15 protein-coding genes are annotated in these 16674 nt (G+C 70.6%); 8 read left to right on the top strand and 7 right to left on the bottom strand.

From position 1 onward, the window contains the following. Window positions 1-56 precede the first annotated feature (56 nt). Window positions 57-1184 (bottom strand): FAD-dependent monooxygenase, encoded by a 1128-nt coding sequence (locus DEJ01_RS13580; RefSeq protein WP_111093308.1) that lies wholly within the window; start codon window positions 1182-1184, stop codon window positions 57-59. Between the two features lie 104 nt (window positions 1185-1288). Between DEJ01_RS13580 and DEJ01_RS13575 the strand changes: the two genes are divergently transcribed. The 5 genes from DEJ01_RS13575 to DEJ01_RS13555 all read left to right on the top strand — a co-directional run bounded on the left by DEJ01_RS13575 (window position 1289) and on the right by DEJ01_RS13555 (window position 5575). After that, a complete protein-coding gene (locus DEJ01_RS13575) occupies window positions 1289-1921 on the top strand; it encodes a TetR/AcrR family transcriptional regulator (protein ID WP_111093307.1) in 633 nt (210 codons plus the stop codon). A gap of 158 nt (window positions 1922-2079) precedes the next feature. Continuing rightward, complete coding sequence (locus DEJ01_RS13570) at window positions 2080-3174, top strand: SGNH/GDSL hydrolase family protein (RefSeq protein ID WP_181438456.1); 1095 nt, start codon at window positions 2080-2082, stop codon at window positions 3172-3174. A 180-nt stretch (window positions 3175-3354) separates the two neighbouring features. Beyond that, complete coding sequence (locus DEJ01_RS13565; protein ID WP_111029953.1) at window positions 3355-3780, top strand: hypothetical protein; 426 nt, start codon at window positions 3355-3357, stop codon at window positions 3778-3780. A gap of 76 nt (window positions 3781-3856) precedes the next feature. Next, window positions 3857-4666: a hypothetical protein gene (locus DEJ01_RS18225; protein ID WP_181438455.1), complete on the top strand. Its 810-nt coding sequence runs from the start codon at window positions 3857-3859 to the stop codon at window positions 4664-4666. Window positions 4667-5083: 417 nt separating this feature from the next. Then, window positions 5084-5575: a hypothetical protein gene (locus DEJ01_RS13555; RefSeq protein ID WP_181438454.1), complete on the top strand. Its 492-nt coding sequence runs from the start codon at window positions 5084-5086 to the stop codon at window positions 5573-5575. A 65-nt stretch (window positions 5576-5640) separates the two neighbouring features. Here DEJ01_RS13555 and DEJ01_RS13550 read toward each other — a convergent pair whose 3' ends face one another. Both DEJ01_RS13550 and DEJ01_RS13545 read right to left on the bottom strand, forming a co-directional pair. Then, complete coding sequence (locus tag DEJ01_RS13550; RefSeq protein WP_111093304.1) at window positions 5641-6621, bottom strand: alpha/beta hydrolase; 981 nt, start codon at window positions 6619-6621, stop codon at window positions 5641-5643. Continuing rightward, entirely contained in the window at window positions 6614-8155 is a 1542-nt protein-coding gene (locus tag DEJ01_RS13545) for an MFS transporter (RefSeq protein WP_309147064.1), read from the bottom strand. Before DEJ01_RS13545 ends, DEJ01_RS13550 begins: the two co-directional genes overlap by 8 nt. A 195-nt stretch (window positions 8156-8350) precedes the next feature. On the opposite strand from DEJ01_RS13545, the gene DEJ01_RS13540 reads away from it, so the two are divergent. The 3 genes from DEJ01_RS13540 (at window position 8351) to DEJ01_RS13530 (ending at window position 10405) form a co-directional block, all read left to right on the top strand. Next, on the top strand, window positions 8351-8713 hold the full coding sequence (locus DEJ01_RS13540; protein WP_111022117.1) for a hypothetical protein: 363 nt from the start codon (window positions 8351-8353) through the stop codon (window positions 8711-8713). 11 nt (window positions 8714-8724) lie between these two features. After that, window positions 8725-9534, top strand: coding sequence for a hypothetical protein (locus DEJ01_RS13535; RefSeq protein ID WP_111093302.1), 810 nt, complete (start codon window positions 8725-8727; stop codon window positions 9532-9534). A gap of 64 nt (window positions 9535-9598) precedes the next feature. After that, entirely contained in the window at window positions 9599-10405 is an 807-nt protein-coding gene (locus DEJ01_RS13530; protein ID WP_111093301.1) for an isocitrate lyase/phosphoenolpyruvate mutase family protein, read from the top strand. Between the two features lie 101 nt (window positions 10406-10506). Here DEJ01_RS13530 and DEJ01_RS18460 read toward each other — a convergent pair whose 3' ends face one another. The 4 genes from DEJ01_RS18460 to DEJ01_RS13510 all read right to left on the bottom strand — a co-directional run bounded on the left by DEJ01_RS18460 (window position 10507) and on the right by DEJ01_RS13510 (window position 16669). Then, window positions 10507-11469, bottom strand: coding sequence for a family 16 glycosylhydrolase (locus DEJ01_RS18460; protein WP_258375722.1), 963 nt, complete (start codon window positions 11467-11469; stop codon window positions 10507-10509). Window positions 11470-11659: 190 nt separating this feature from the next. After that, window positions 11660-13084: an alpha-hydroxy acid oxidase gene (locus DEJ01_RS13520; protein ID WP_181438453.1), complete on the bottom strand. Its 1425-nt coding sequence runs from the start codon at window positions 13082-13084 to the stop codon at window positions 11660-11662. Continuing rightward, window positions 13081-14568, bottom strand: coding sequence for a rhamnulokinase family protein (locus DEJ01_RS13515; RefSeq protein ID WP_111093300.1), 1488 nt, complete (start codon window positions 14566-14568; stop codon window positions 13081-13083). Before DEJ01_RS13515 ends, DEJ01_RS13520 begins: the two co-directional genes overlap by 4 nt. 52 nt (window positions 14569-14620) lie before the next feature. Next, on the bottom strand, window positions 14621-16669 hold the full coding sequence (locus DEJ01_RS13510) for a bifunctional aldolase/short-chain dehydrogenase (RefSeq protein ID WP_111093299.1): 2049 nt from the start codon (window positions 16667-16669) through the stop codon (window positions 14621-14623). Between the last annotated feature and the right edge of the window lie 5 nt (window positions 16670-16674).

The following is a 16674-nucleotide window of genomic DNA, read 5'->3' as shown; positions in this document are numbered from 1 at the left end:
GCACAAGAAGTCTTGTGGAATTGTTTCGAACAGGCGCAACCGCGGGGCGTCCGTACTCAGCGGTCGAGCAGCATCCTGTTGCGCGCATCGATCTGGTCTGCGGTCGCGGGGAAGTAGCTGCTGACACCGATGTGCTCGGCGTCGTGCTGTACCGCGTCGACGACCGGCCGGAGCGCGCGCTCGTAGTCAGCGAATGCCTGCTCGACGTCGCCGTCCGCGTCCCGGAGGGCGTCGTGGAGTGCAGTGGCGCCGATGATGGCGAGCGAGCCGCCCATCCCGGCGGCCGGGGAAGGGCAGTAACCGGCGTCGCCGACGAGTGCGACACGGCCGGACGTCCACGCCGGCATCTTGATCTGGCTGAGCTTGTCGAAGTAGAAGGTCTCGGCGCCGATGGCCTCGTCGACGTGGTCCGAGAACGGCGAACCGGCCCGGAGCATGTGCTCGCGGAGGATGTGCTTCTGTGCCGCTTCGTCGTGGTGGTCGAAGGGGATCTCCTGCTCGGAGCGGAAGCCGAGGACGAGGTCGGTGGTGGTGTCGTACGAGTTGATCAGCATCGTGACGCCCGGTGCGTTGGTGATCCGGGTCGTCTGCGGTTCGATGACGAGGTCGTCGAGGATGGCGACGGAGAAGTACGTCCGCAGGAAGTGGCTGTACAGCGCTTCCTGCCCGAAGTGCAGTCGACGCACTGTGGAGTGGTTGCCGTCGCAGCCGAACACGATGGAGAAGTCCCGTTCGGTTCCGTCGCGGAAGGTGACGTGCACGCGCTCTTCGTCGGTCTCGTGCAGGGACGTGACCGAGTTGTTCCACAGCATTTCCACTTCGCCTTCGGTCGCGGCGGCGAGGATGTCGAGCAGGTCGTCGCGGTGGATCTCGTAGCCGTCGCCCGTCGATCCGGCCGAGGGTGGCACGGGATCCATCCGCGCGATGCGGTCTCCCTCCGGCGTCGTGAACTCCGTCACCCGCGGCGCCAGCGCCTTCGCCGAGATCTGCTCGAGCAGGCCCATCCGATCGACGATCGCGATGGTGTCGTCGCGGATGTCGACCGGGGTGCCACCTCGCTTCAACCCGGAAGCGACCTCGACGATCGAGACGTCGTACCCGAGCCGACGCATCCACAGCGCGGTCGTGAGCCCAGCGAAACTCGCTCCTGCGATGAGTACCTGTTCCTGCTTCTGCGTTGTCATCGATCGTCCTCGTTCCTCGGCATCCGCCGAACTTGTAGTGACTCTAACTTTGGTTAACCTACCAGAACTTTGGGTCACTCAACGTTTCGTGCCAGACTCGGGGAATGGTGGAGTCGAGCGAGGGCGTTCCGTCGGGGCTGCGAGAGCGCAAGAAACGGGAGACCCGCGAGCGCCTGGGTGACGTTGCTGCACGCCTGTTCGCGGAGCACGGGTACGACGAGGTGTCGATGTCAGACGTGGCCCGAGCTGCAGGCGTCTCGGATCAGACCGTCTACAACTACTTCCCGACCAAACCCGATCTGGTGTTCGACCGAGCCGACGAGGTGCTCGAGAAGATCCGAGCTGCGGTTGCGGACCGAGGTGCGCAGCAGTCACCCGCGGAAGCGATGCGCACCATCGTGCTCGAGGATGTCGATCGGTACGTCGCAGAGGACCCGGCCTTGGCGCGAGGGGAGTTCCCAGCGCAATGCCGGCTCAGCGCGGTGCTCCGGCGACGGGCGCTGGAGTTCTACGACGAAGTCACGTCCGCGGTGGCAGCAGAACTGGCGGACACGGGTTTCGACTCGATGACCCGGCGTGCTCAGGCTGCCGCGCTCGTGGCCGTCGTGCACCAGACCACCGAGGCCATCGGCGACGCGGTCCTCGCGGATGCCGACCGGGAATCGACCCGCAAGCGCTTGGTGACCACGGCCGGAGCGGCGCTGGACCACCTGTCCACCTGGTGCGCGCCGGCCTGATCCACGTCGAAGGACAGGACACGACAGGACAGGACGGGTGCGCGGAGCGCATCCCATGCACCTTGTGGCCCTCTCATGGCGCGGGACGCCCCGCCGACCTACCGTCTACTTGTCAGACGATCGTCTGTCGAATAGGCCCTCTGGAAGGAACCTGCTCCATGCGTCACGCTCCTCGCCTCCGCCGGACCAACGCGCTGCTGATCACCAGCGGCGTCCTCACGGCGGCAGCGCTCGCTGTCGGGGCGGCCGGGCCCGTCTCCGCGGCCAACGCCGACGGCGCGGCGCCCACACAGTCCGTGGCCGCCGCCAGCGGTGACAACTACGTGGCCCTCGGCGACTCGTACGCGGGCGGTTTCGGCGTCGGCCCCTACAGCTCGGGTCCGGCGGCCGGCTGCTTCCAGTCCACCACCGACTACCCGCACCAGGTCGCAGCATCACTGGGACTCCAGCTCGACGACCGTGCCTGCGCCGGTGCCACCACCGGCAACATCTCCCGGGTCGCGCAGAAGACCGGAGCCGGAAGTGCCACCGCGCCCGTCCAGGCCGACGCGCTCTCCAAGGACACGGACGTCGTCACGGTGTCGATCGGCGGGAACGACCTGGGGTTCTCCGGCGTCATCGCGAACTGCGTCGCGCTGGACAAGGCCGGCCCGGTGTTCTCGGAGATCCACGGGAAGACCTACGACCACTGCAAGGACTACTACGCACCGGTCGTGCACGGCGTCACGCGGGATCGTCTCGCATCGCGCATCCGCACGGTCGTGGCACCTCGGCTCGCTGCGACGTTCCGCGTGATCGCGCAGCGTGCTCCGCAGGCGAAGGTGTTCGTCGTCGGCTACCCGATGATCGCGCCGGGTGCGGCGCAGGCCCCGAAGGGATGCTTCTCGAGTCTCCTCGGTGACTCCGGTCTCGAGCCGCCGTTCCCGCAGAACGCGTTCCCCTTCACCGCCACCGACACCGCCTACTTCCACCGCACCCAGAACGCGCTCGACGCAGCGGTCAAGGCTGCTGCGAAGGCTCGTGGGTTCACCTACGTCTCGACGCTCCAGGGCTCTGCCGCGCACACCCCCTGTGCTGCGTCGGGCTCGGCATGGATGTCGGGACTCACCTTGACCGATCGCGGCACCGCTGCGGACAGCACGCCGCTGGCCGGGACGAAGTACAGCATCCTCTTCGGCGCACTCCACCCGAACGCTGCCGGCATCGCGTACCTGCGTGACCAGACCAAGGCCGCGATCGTCGGATCGCGCTGACGCACCAGCGCCTGCTCGTCGCGTCGTCGACGCGACCATCATGCGGACGGGAGGCCCGTTGCCAGCTGGCAGCGGGCCTCCCGTCCGTCTGGTGTGGACCATCGGGCGTCAGGTCGCCAGCGCTCGACATGTTGTCGGACCGTGACCCGGCAGGGCGTCTCGTTGAGCCATGCTCGTCCTGTGCAGAAGCCACTGGTCCTCGCCGCCGCCGGACTCGCGCTGGTCGCGCTGCCGCTCCTGTCGGCGTGCAGCGAGCAGCCAGCTGACCCCATCGCGTCCGCCCGCACACTCGCCGATGCGCCCGAGTGGGTCAGCAACCCGAGCGGTACCGACTGCGGTGACGTGGAGCTCGAGGCCGACGGTGCGCTCCCTGCCGAGAGCCTGCGGTGTCTGCGGGACGCGAGCGAAGCGGGCGAGGTGGCCTCGCTCCAGTGGGTCCGGTGGACGACCGAGGGTGATCCGACCCCGTCCTTCGTCCGGACGGCTGGTGCAGGGGCCACGGTGGCGTCGACTGCGGCGTACGACACCTACGGCCAGGGTGGGTGGAGCGAGTACGGGTGCACGGACATCGCGGCGTTGCCGGGCTGCTCGGACGTGGGGGAGTAGGGGCGGTTCCGGTTGCGGATGGTCTTCGGAGACTGCTTTTCCTGAGTGAAGGCGTTCGCCGTGGGATGCTGATGCGGTGATCCTGCTGACCGAAGCCCTGCGAGGCGATTGGCTCGTGAAGCGGGCCGGTCGATGGGCGACCGTCGGCGGTGTCGCTGGCACGGGCTTCGAGGCGTACGCGCGGCTGCTGCACCCGGTGGATGCGCACCGTACTGACCCGAACACGGTCGACGAGTGGGGCAATCCCGTCGATGTTGAGCACACGCGTTGGCGGTGGGCTGAGGTTGCGCGCCGTAACGGCCGGGTGATGCATCCCCTGGTGCAGTGGTTCCGCATCAGCGATGACGAGCACACGAGGGACTGGTCGGATGGGTGGAGTGTCGGTCAGTCCGACGATGGGTGGTTCAACCCGGAGGACCTCGCGGTCCTGACCACGCATCTGCGGGCCGCGACGCGGAACCCGGACGACCTGGTCATCGGAGCATGGGAAGGCACCGGCAACCCGCCATGGGCCGAAGGAGGCCGGAACGCGCGCGCGCGGGTTCGCATGCAGATGCCGTGGCCCGGTCGGGACATGTGGTTGTTCAGCTCGAGCCTGCGCGAGCTTGCTGACCCATCGTGGGCGCAGCGCTCCGTCCCCGGATGGGGATGCAGTCGCCCCCAGCAGGAAGGGCCCTACACGTCGCTGATCTGGCCCGGGGATCACACCTGGGTCGTCGCTTCCGAGGAAGACTGGGACTCGACGATCGTCGCCGGCTCACGCGCACTCGTCGACAGCATCCTCGCGGACGATCACTTCGAGGCCTTCGAGGTGCACGAAGACGACGACCTGAGCTGGGACGGCGATCTCCTCAACCCCCGCCAACAGCCGACGTCAGAGCTCTGAGGCGACCAGACCCCGGTGGTGACGAGTCACCACACAACACGGTGCTCGGTGTCTTCGCGACTGAGTCCGAAGCGTCGAAGTTCAGCGACGAGGTAGAAGCACGATTCCCGCTGGGAGTCATCTACTCGCGCTTCGGGGCTGCGCCGGCGCGAACTCCGAATCGGCGTTGCTGGTTACCGCAAAATCGGTGAGGAACCGTCGTGTGGGCGGATGGTCCGGCAGTACGGTCCGGGAACAGCCTGACCCGAGGCTGCGAGAAGCCGACCCGAAGGCGACCCGATGGACAACTGCGACGAGCGACGGCCTGGCGCCCTCGCGTTCACGAAGCATCTCGGAGAGCAGTTCGGCGGTGATCTCCGGCGGACGAGAGCAGCTTCGGTCGCGCCACGAATCCACGGCGCGGTGCAGGCGACTGCCGTGCGAGCGCACACCGGCGGCGGCTCGAAGGGCGGACTCCGTCAGGTCGTTGCTGATCCAGTCACGTTGCGGTTCGAGACGGCGAGCACGGGGCTGTCCCTCGCCGGCCTGGGTGTCGCGATCGGATGCGGAGTCGCGCGCACGATCGGCCAGCAGATCCTGCCAGTCGCGAGGATCGTGGATCCCGAGGTGCGCGACGCGGAGCTCGACGAACGCGGCGTGTTCGAGGCACAGCTCGCCGAGGTGCTCACGGAGTCTTGGCCTCTCACCGTGGAACTCGCTGCAGAGGAGCTGGCGGCGGACACCATCATCATGCCCGTCGTCGGTGATCGCGTGCACTACAGCAGGGGTTCCGGGCACCTCATCGGGCTGCAGGGAGTCGTCGTTGAGTCCGAAGACCGACAAGCCCTGCCGCGCGGGCTGCGGTCCGTGCAGCTCGACGGTGAGGCGTGGCCGATCGTCGTCACGGTGGTGTCCCTGGACCGGATCTAGCTGTTGCTGCGAACAGGAGCCGGTCCCGGCACGAGCGCCGCGATGCGCTCGTGCCGGGACTGCCGTCAAACCGCCGGGCTGAGGAGACGCCCGGTGAATTCGCGCAGGGCCCGCACGGCCCGCCGCGACAGCGTCGCGTCGGGCATCATGCTCGTCGATCCGTGGAACGCTCCCGGCCACACGTGCAGTTCCGCCTGGACCCCTGCCGCCCACAGCGAGCTGGCGTAGGCGACGGTCTCGTCGCGGAACACCTCGGTGCTGCCGCAGTCGATGTACGCGGGCGGGAGCCCGGCGAGGTCGGTCGCGCGGCCGGGTGCGGCGTAGATCGACACGTCCTCGCCGCCCCGCCGGTCACCGAGGTAGGCGTCCCAGCCGAACCGTGTCATCTCCCGGTCGGCGACCCCGACACCGTCGAACTGCCGAGCCGACAGTGTCGCGTCGCGGTCGTCGAGCATGGGGCTCACGAGCACCTGGCCGATGGCGGAGGGCCCCCGTCGGTCGCGGGCGAGGAGGGCGGTGCCGGCAGCGAGACCGGCACCGGCGCTCTGCCCGACGAGGACGATGTGCTCCGGGTCGATGCCGAGTTCGTCGGCGTGCTCGGCTGCCCAGACGAGACCGGCGTAGCAGTCCTCGACCGGGTACGGGTCCGGGTGTTCCGGAGCCAGGCGGTAGTCCGGGCTGACCAGGACCACGTCGTGCACCAGCAGCCACTCGTCGTAGGAGTCGAGGTTGCCGAGGTGGTGGCCGAACATCATGCCGCCGCCGTGGATCGCGTAGGCCAGGGCAGCCGTGCCGGTGCGGCCGGTGCGTTGGATCACGGCGAGGTCGATCGGGTCACCGCGGTGCCCCGGGATCGTGATGCTGCTGCGCTCGAGGCCGCGAGCATGCAGTCCTTCGTCGAGCTGCGCCTCGGTCATGTCCAGCTGTCGCATCTGCGGCAGCATCTGCGCCGTGAGGTGGAAGCGGCCGCGCGCATCCATGGCGGTGAGGAAGGGCACGAACTCGGGATCGAACGGCGGGCGGGGGAGGGCGATGGTGTCAGACACGGGAGGTCTCCTCGGTGATGGTGATCGGGTCGGTGTGTGCAGGGGTGGTGTCGGCAGGGTCGGACGGGGCCTCGTCCTCTGGTTCGACGGCGGGCCGGGCTCGGAGCATGCCGACCACGACGAGCAGCGCTGCGACCGCGGCGAGGCCGAGCCCGGCGACGGTGAGGGCGTCCTGGAAGCTCTCGATCCGGGCGGCAGTCCAGGTGGTCGTGGTGATGCTCCCGGCGACGAAGGCGGCGACGATGGTCCCCGCCGCCGCGACGGCGGCACCACCCGCGAGCTCGCTCGAGGTGTCGACGAGCGCCGCTCCGACGGAGGTGCGGTCCGCGGGCAGCCCCGTGAGGACCGACGCGCCGGCGACGACGCCGACGACCCGCATGCCGGACGCGACGAGCACGAGCGCGACGAGCACCCACGGGTACCCGTACCGGCTCAGGGCGCCGAAGACCGCGAGACCGGAGACGACCGAGACGGCGCTCATCCAGGCGGCGCGGCCCAGGCCGACCCGCTGCACGAACGGCCCGACGAAGCGGCCGCCGACGAGCAGCACGACCACCTGCGGCAGCGTCCCGACGGCGGCGAGGGCCGGCGGCCAGCCCCAGGCGAACTGCAGCTGCAGGGTCACGAGGTACGACAGTCCGGCGACGGCCAGACCCGACGCGGCCTTGAACGCGAGGCCGCTCGAGACGAGTGGTCGGGCGAGCAGGTGCAGGTCGATCAGCGGGTGCCGCGCGGTCCGCTCGCGGGCGACGAACCCCACCGCGCAGGTGACGGCGAGGGCGAGGACGGCCCACCCCCACCAGCCAGCGGCTCCGGACTCGACCAGGAACGTCGGCGCCACGAGCGCTCCGGCCGTGGTCACGGTACCGAGCAGCGCTCCGACCACGTCGACCGGATCACGATGGAGCCCTGAATCCTCGTCGCGGGCGACACCGAGCCGGATGCCGACGAGTGCGAGGACCGCGATGGGCACGTCGGCCAGCAGCAGCACCTGCCACGGGGCGACGGCGAGCACGAACCCGCCGACGGTCGGCCCGATGGCCAGCCCGACGAGCCCGGCCGTGGAGATGACGGTGAGTGCCCGCACCCGGAGGCCTTCGTCGTCGAAGAGCCGGAACGCCAGCGCCATCGACCCGGGCGTCGTCATCGCCGCGGCGACGCCCATCGCGACCCGCACGGCGATCAGCTGCTCGGTCGACGTGACCACCGCCGTGGCGAGGCTCGCCAGGGCCAGCAGGACGAGCCCGGCGAACATGACCCTGCGGCGTCCGATGCGGTCGGCGACGGCGCCGAAGAGCAGCATCAGCCCTCCGAAGGCGACCGAGTAGGCACCTGAGACCCACTGCAGGCCCGTCGTCGACGAGCCCAGGTCGCGACCGATCGTCGGCAGGGCGACGTTGAGCACGGAGTTGTCGAGCATCTCGAACAGGAACACCGCGGACAGCCCGGCGAGGGCGATCCAGGCGTCGCGCAGACGAGGCGACGAGTCACCGGCGGGCACGCGCCCGGTGGTGAGAGCGGGACTGGGGGACACGATGGCGCACTCCTTCGAGGGAAGAAGTGGCGACTCGTTCGATGCCGCGTGCGGGTGCGTCGCAGATCGCGGCGCCTTTTACCTCAGTGATCGAGACCATACACGGACTGCCCACTCGAGGAAAGTCCGCGGTGGACGTCCCGGTTGCTGCCGTCGCAGTTCGAGGTGGGAAGTGGCAGGACCTACCCTGGACGGATGCTCTCCCGCCGCGAAGCCGCCGTCCGGCTCGACATCCCCCTCGAGATGGCGACCCGCCACGGCATTCCGTCGCGCCTGAGTGAAGCGGAGCTCGACGCGATCGAGCAGGACCCGCCCGCCTGGCTCGTGCAGTCCCGGGCCAACCGCACCGGCACGAAGAAGGTCTGGACGCGCCTGGAGTGCGTGGTCTGCGGCTTCGACGAAGAGGCGCGCCCGAAGAAGTGGTGGCCCGAGTGGGACTACCTGATGTGCGACTACCACGCCCCGTACCAGGCGCCCGAGCCCACCGCCGGCCTGACGCGGCGTGAGGTCGAGGGCATCGGCAGTCGTTTCATCGCGCTCGTCGACGAGAAGCTCTGAGCAGCAGCACGATGCGCCTGCTGAGCGATGCATCGCGGGGCGACTGGCTCGTCGCGCGTGCCGGGCGTTGGGCGAGCGTCGGTGGTGTCGCGGGCACCGGGTTCGAGGCGTACGCACGCCTGTTGCACCCGGTCGGCGCGCACCGGGCGGACCTCGACACCACGGACGAGTGGGGCGACCACCCGGACGTCGAACACACCCGCTGGCGGTGGTCGGAGGTCGCGCGCCGCAACGACCGTGTGATGCACCCCCTGGTGCAGTGGCAACGCCTGACCGACGACGAGCAGACGACGTCGTGGGCCGACGGCTGGCGCGTGGACCAGTCGGACGACGGGTGGTTCGACCCGCAGGACCTCGCCGTCCTCACCACGCACCTACGGAGCGCGACGTCGACCCCCGGAGACCTGGTCGTCGGAGCGTGGGAGGGGACGGGCGGGCCGCCGTCCGCTGAACGCCGGCACCGGATCCGCCGTGCGCGGGGCTTGATGGCCTGGCCCGCGCGGGACACCTGGCTCTTCAGGGCGACCCTGGACGAGCTCGTCGATCCGTCGTGGGCGCAGCGGGCGGTCCCGGGTTGGGAGAGCTTCGGGCTGCACGGCCAGGTGGCGCCGCACACGACGTTCATCTGGCCGGAGGACCACGCGTGGGTCGTCGCCGCCGAGGAGGACTGGGACTCGACGATCGTCGCCGGATCGCGCGCGCTCGTCGACCGCGTGCTCGACGACGGCCGGTTCGAGGCGTTCGAGGTCCGCGAGCACGACGACCTGTCGTGGGACGGAGACCTGCTGAACCCACGCAGGTCTCCTCGCCCCGAGGGCTGAGCGGCGCCACCGCGTCGTCCGGAACCCGCCAGCTCGTCCGCGCTCGGACCGCTGGGATCGAAGGGTGAACACCACTTCGACCAGAGCCGCGACCTTCCACGGCCTCCACGACCACCGATCCCGGCCACTCGTCCTCGTCAACGTCTGGGACGCCGCGAGCGCCCGACTCGTCGAGGACGCCGGCGCGACCGCGATCGCCACGACCAGTGCGGGCGTCGCCTGGTCCCTCGGGCGACCGGACGGGAACACCCTGACCCGCGCGGAAGCGATGGACGCGGTCGCGCGGATCGCGGCTTCGGTGTCGGTGCCGGTCACCGTCGACATCGAGTCCGGGTACGCCGACGACGCGGACGGCGTGGCGCGCACGGTGGACGCGGTGCTCGAAGCGGGCGCCGTCGGGATCAACATCGAGGACGGCAGGTTGCATCCGGATGCGCTCGCCGACCGGATCGGGGCGGCCCGGCGCGCGGCGGAACGAGCCGGGGTGCGCCTGTTCGTCAACGCACGGACCGACGTCCACCTCGCCGGTCTCGTCGATCCCGAACGACTCCTGGCCGAGACGCTCGAGCGTGCTCGTCGCTACCGCGGAGCCGGCGCGGACGGCGTGTTCGTCCCGGGAGTCCGAGACGTCGAGACCATCCGTGCGCTGGTGGAGTCGATCGACGGCCCGGTGAACGTGATGGCCGGTCCGGGGTCGCCGACCGTGGCGGAACTCGCCCGGCTCGGGGTGGCCCGCATCAGTCTCGGTTCCGCCGTCGCGCAGGCCGCGTACGCCGTCGTTCGGCAGGCCACGGCCGAGCTGCGGACCACCGGCACCTACGACTCGCTGGCGGGCGGGGTGGACTACGCGGACCTGAACGCGCTCTTCTGAGCGGCGCGCGACGCCCTGAACGCGACCACACGGACGGACGGGAGGCCCGGTGCCAGCTGGCACCGGGCCTCCCGTCCGTCCGTGGTGCGGACCTGCGGACGCTACTCGGTCGTCGAGACCCAGTCGATGAGCAGGTTGCCCTGCTCGCCCCAGTTGCCGACCTGGAACATGAAGCGGTGCGGGGTCGTCGGCACGTCGTGCGTGATCGTGCCGAGGACCTTGCCGTCGACGCTGTAGGTCACGGACTCACCGGGGACCCAGTCGACCTTGTAGGTGTGCCAGTCGCGCCACGAGACGCCGGTGCCGAGCTGGACGCGCTCGGCTTCCTTGCCCGGGGTCATCGAGTGGTGGAACACCGAGGGGCTGTCCTCGAAGTTGCCCTCGGGGAAGTCGATCTCGCCGTCCGCCCACACGTTCGACGTCGGCCACAGCATGAAGGCCGCGCCGTTGCCGTCGCCGCCGGTCGCCTTCGCGCGGACCGAGAACGAACCACCGACGTGGTCCCAGGCGCCGGCGGAGGAGCCGAAGGTGCCGGCTGCTCCGGCACCGGTGCCGAGGGCGACGTCCATCATGCCGTCGTGCACCGACACGGTCTTGCTCGGCGCGTAGATGCCCGAGGTGCCGTCGGGGTATGGCTGCCACGACTGCGGGTACAGGGACTGGACGAGGCCGGTGACGGCGTTCGTGCTGAAGTCCTCGACGAACGAGGCGTCCGGTGCGATCGCGGACAGGTCCGCGGGGGAGGCCTCAGCCTCGGGTGCCGCTTCCGGCGCGACCTCGGACTCGGGCTCGGCCTCTGCGTCGGGCGCGGGCTCGGCCACGGGGGCGGAGTCCTCGATCGGCGCGGAGTCCTGCTCGGGCTCCGTGTCCGGGGCCCACTCGTCGGTGGGGGCCGGGGTCTCCGTCTCGTCCGGGGCCGGCGTCGGGGTGGGGTTCACCGGGGCGTTGTGCCAGCGGCGCTCGCCGTCCCAGCCCCACCAGGTGCGGGCGGAGGCGGCGGTGGGGACACCGAGGACCAGGGCGCCGGCGGTCGCGACCGCCAGGATCGCGCGGTGGCGGATCATCGGGTGCCCCCTCGGGTGACCGGGGGTGTGGGCGTGGTGCGTGAGGTCGTGCCGCGCGAGGGCGTGCACGTGCTTCGGGTCGAGATGTCGGGCTCCTCGTGGATGCTCGGGCGCAGGATGCGGGGAGGGACGGACGCATCAGCCGGCCGGATGCCGAGGGTTTCGTTGACACGTCCACGGACATCTTGCATCATTTGTGACCCGTTCGGGGGGCGTCACGGAAATCGACCGACGAACGCCCGGTGTCCGCCGTCCGAACGTGCACCATGCAACGCGCGGCGAGCCGACCGCTCACCCGGGGGATCGGCTGCAACCGCTGCAGTTGCGTCACGTGCCCCGGCTCGAGCTCGTCGAGCGAGGCCACCCCGAGCAGCCGCATGGTCCGCTCGATCTGCTCGGACAGGATCTGGATCATCCGGTCCACCCCGGCCTCGCCTCCGGCCATCAGCCCGTACAGGTAGGCACGGCCGACCATCGTGAACGTCGCGCCGAGGGCGACTGCGGCGACGATGTCGGCGCCGGACATGATGCCCGTGTCGAGGTGCACCTCGGTGTCCTTCCCGACCTCCTTGACCACGGAGGGCAGCAGGTGGAAGGGGACGGGGGCGCGGTCGAGCTGCCGGCCGCCGTGGTTCGACAGCGTGATGCCGTCGACACCCAGGTCGGCCAGGCGCTTGGCGTCCGCCAGGGACTGCACGCCCTTCACGACGATCTTGCCCTGCCACTGGTCACGGATCCAGGCGAGGTCCTCGTAGGTGACGGTCGGGTCGAACATGTGGTCGAGCAGCTCGCCGACGGTGCCGGACCAGCGGTCGAGCGACGCGAACGCCAGCGGTTCGGTGGTCAGGAAGTCGAACCACCACCACGGCCGCGGGATCGCGTTCACCACGGTCCGAGCACTCAGCTGCGGCGGGATCGAGAACCCGTTCCGCTTGTCCCGCAGCCGCGCACCCGCGACGGGGACGTCCACGGTGACGAGCAGGGTGTCGAAGCCTGCCTGTTGGGCGCGGGAGACCAGCGCCATCGACTTCTCGCGGTCCTTCCACATGTACAGCTGGAACCAGTTGCGCCCGTGCGGGTTGGCGTCGCGGACGTCCTCGATCGCGGTGGTGCCCATCGTGGAGAGCGAGAACGGGATACCGGCACGTCCGGCGGCCCGGGCACCGGCCCGCTCGCCCTCGGTCTGCATCATCCGCGTGAAGCCCGTCGGCGCGATGCCGAACGGGTACGACACCGGCGCCCCGAGCACCTGGCGCGAGGTGTCCACCCGCGACACGTCCCGCAGGATCGCCGGGGTGAACTCGATGTCCTCGAACGCCTGCCGCGCGCGGGCCAGTGAGATCTCCGCCTCGGCCGCGCCCTCGGTGTAGTCGAACGCGGCCTTCGGGGTGCGGCGGGCGGCGATCTCCCGCAGGTCCCAGATCGTCAAGGCCTGTTCGAGGCGCTGCCGTCGACCCGGCAGCGAAGGCTTCTTGAACTGCATGAGCGGCGCGAGGTCCCGCACAGTCGGCAGCTGCCGCTTGACCCGCGTGCGAGCGGCGGACGCGGAGCCAATCGCGGGCGCCGGTGCCCCGGTCGCAGGGTCGATCCGGTGCTGGTCGTCGGTCGTGGTCATGCGTGGCTCCTGACGGGGGATCGATCGGGATCGGCGCGCGACGACGCCGACGGGGTGTACCGCACGGGCTCGACGCTCCGTGCGACGATGCTGCGGAGTGCCTCCAGTGAAGCCCCTCCGAGGCCCGCGAGTCCAGCGGCGCGCGCCTGCACCAGCACGTTGCCGAGTGCGGTCGCCTCGACCGGTCCGGCCACGACCGGCAGGCCGGTGCGGTCCGCGGTCAGCTGGCAGAGCAGCCGGTTCTGCGAGCCGCCGCCCACGACGTGCACGACCCGGATGGCCTTGCCGGTCACGTCGGCGATGGTGCGCAGGGTCTCGGCGTACGCCGTCGCGAGTGACTCGAGGATGCTCCGGACGAACTCCGCCCGCGAGGCGGGGGCGCTCAGCCCGTGCGCCGCGCACCACGCGGCGATCCGCGCCGGCATGTCGCCGGGTGCCGTGAACGACTCGTCCGCGGGGTCGAAGACGGGGACCGGGGCGGTGACGGCCGCGGCGGAGGCGAGCAGGGCCTCCAGGTCGACGTGGTCGCCACCGCGCTCCCAGGCGCGGACGCTCTCCGACAGCAGCCACAGTCCGGACACGTTCTTCAGGAACCGGACGCGGCCGTCGACACCGCCCTCGTTCGTGCAGTTCGCGCGTCGTGCCGCGTCCGACAGGACGGGCGCGTCGAGCTCGACGCCGACGAGCGACCACGTGCCCGACGAGATGTAGGCGAAGTCCGGCTCCGTCGCGGGGACCGCGACGACGGCGCTCGCCGTGTCGTGCGAGCCGACCAGGGTCACGTCGGCCTGCCCGCCGACGAGCTCGGCGACGGACGGCAGCAGGGGGCCCAGTCGGTCGCCCGGGTCACGCAGCGTGGGCAGCAGCCCGGCCGGGAGGCCCGCAGCAGCCCGCATCGCGGGGTCCCACCCACGGGTGGTCGCGTTCAGTGCCCCGGTCGTCGAGGCGTTCGTGCGCTCGGCCGCCTCGACCCCCGTCAGCCAGTACCCGAGCAGGTCGGGGACCAGCAGCGCACGCTGCGCGAGCTGCAGTGACGGGTCGGCAGCCCACTGGAACAGGGTGTTGAACGGCAGGTGCTGCAGGCCGTTCCGGGCGTACAGCTCGGTGGCGGACATCCGGTCGTGCACGGGGACGACACCGCCCTGGTGCCGGTCGTCGCGGTAGTGCGACGGCAGCCCGAGCAGTCGGCCGTCGCGGAGCAGGCCGTAGTCGACCGCCCACGAGTCGATGCCGATGCTGGCGATCGCGGGGTGCTCGGCGAACGCACGCCGCAGCCCCTCGGTCACCTGTCGGTACAGCTCGACGACGTCCCAGTGCAGGGAGTCGCGGCCGGTGTCGGCGTCGCCCTCGTGCAGGGTGACGGGGCCGTTCGGGAACCGGGCGACGTGGTCCATCCGGACCCCGTCGGGGTCGACGTGGCCGACGATCACCCGGCCGCTGGTGGCCCCGAGGTCGACCGCGGCGACGCTGCCGCTGGTGTGCATGCCGTGCTCCTGCTCGGTTCGTTGGTCGTCGCTCGTTGGTCGTCGGTCGTCGCTACCGCAGGAAGGCCGCGGCGACGCCGGCGTCGACGGGCACGTGCAGGCCGGTGGTGTGCGAGAAGTCGTCGGTGCAGATGGCGTAGACGGCGTTCGCGACGTTCTCGGGCACGACCTCGCGCTTGAGGATCGTGCGCTGCGCGTAGAACTTGCCGAGGTCCTGCTCCTCGATGCCGTACGTCTTGGCGCGGTTGGCGCCCCAGCCGCTCGCGAAGATGCCGGAGCCGCGCACGACGCCGTCGGGGTTGATGCCGTTCACGCGGACGCCGTGCTCCCCGAGCTCGGCCGCGAGCAGCCGCACCTGGTGGGCCTGGTCGGCCTTCGTGGCGGAGTACGCGATGTTGTTCGGCCCGGCGAACACCGAGTTCTTCGACGAGATGTAGACGATGTCGCCGCCCAGGCCCTGCTCGATGAGCACCTTCGCCGCGGCCTTCGACACCAGGAACGACCCCTTCGCCATCACGTCGTGCTGCAGGTCCCAGTCCTGCTCGGTGGTCTCGAGCAGGCTCTTGGACAGCGAAAGACCCGCGTTGTTCACGACGAGGTCGAGGCCGCCGAAGTGCAGCAGCGTCTGCTGGATCGCCTGGTCGATCGCGGCGGCGTCCGTCACGTTTGCGGCGACGCCGATGGCTTGGTCGAGGCCGCCGATCTCGGCGGCGGTCTCCTGTGCCTTCGCCAGGTCGAGGTCGGCGATGACGACGGCGGCGCCCTCGGCCGCCAGGCGCTTCGCGATCGCCTTGCCGATGCCCGATGCGGCTCCGGTGACCAGGGCGATGCGCGTCGCGAGCTTCCTGGGTGCGGGCATCCGCTGCAGCTTCGCCTCTTCGAGTGCCCAGTACTCGATCCGGAACTTCTCGGCCTCGTCGATGGGGGCGTAGGTGCTGACGGACTCGGCACCGCGCATCACGTTGATCGCGTTCACGTAGAACTCGCCGGCGACGCGGGCGGTCTGGGCGTCCTTGCCGTACGAGAACATCCCGACACCGGGCACCAGCACGATGAGCGGGTCGGCGCCGCGGATCGCGGGGGAGTCCGGCGTCGCGTGCCGGTCGTAGTACGCCTGGTAGTCCGCGCGGTACTGCTCGTGCAGTTCGTGCAGGCGGGCGGTCTGCTCGTCGACGCTCGACGAGGCCGGCAGGTCGAGGACGAGCGGCTTGACCTTGGTGCGCAGGAAGTGGTCCGGGCAGCTGGTGCCGAGGGCCGCGAGTGCTTCGGCGCGCTCGCTCGCCAGGAACTCGAGCACGACGGCCGAGTCGGTGAAGTGCCCGACGACCGGCTTGTCGTGCCCGGCGATGCCGCGGATCGTCGGGGCGAGGGCTGCGGCGCGTGCGCGACGTTCGTCGGTCGGCAGTGCGTCGAACCCAGCTCGGAGGCCGCCGAAGGGGTCCGCCGTGCCGTGTTCCGCGAGGTACTGCTCGGCGGTGTCGATGATCCAGCGGGAGTTCGCTTCGGCCTCGTCGCTCGTGTCCCCCCACGCGGTGATCCCGTGGCCGCCCAGGATCGTGCCGATCGCCTGCGGGTGGTCACGCTTGACGCCTGCGATGTCGAGCCCGAGCTGGAACCCGGGCCGGCGCCACGGCACCCAGACGACCCGGTCGCCGAAGATGCGCTCGGTCAGGGCCGGACCGTCCGCTGCCGTGGCGATCGCGATGCCGGCGTCGGGGTGCAGGTGGTCGACGTGGGCGGCGTCGACGAGGGCGTGCATGGCGGTGTCGATCGACGGCGCTGCACCACCTTTGCCGTGCAGCGTGTAGTCGAACGCGGCGACCATCTCGTCCTCGCGCTCCACCCCGGGGTAGACGTCCTGGAGGGCACGGACGCGGTCGACGCGCAGGACCGCGAGGCCCGCCGGGGTGAGGGTGCCGAGGTCGCCCCCGGAGCCCTTCACCCAGAGCAGCTCGACCGGTTCGCCCGTGACGGGGTCGGTGTCGGTGCCCTTGGCGGAGGTGTTCCCGCCCGCGTAGTTCGTGATCCGCGGATCCGAGCCGAGCGCGTTCGAGCGCGCGACCAGCGCCCGGATCGTGGTGTCTGCGTCGGTGCCGTGCATTGCGG

The sequence above is a fragment of the Curtobacterium sp. MCLR17_040 genome (assembly GCF_003234735.1).
Taxonomy (GTDB): Bacteria; Actinomycetota; Actinomycetes; order Actinomycetales; family Microbacteriaceae; genus Curtobacterium; species Curtobacterium flaccumfaciens.
This window is presented reverse-complemented; position numbering and strand designations above follow the sequence as displayed.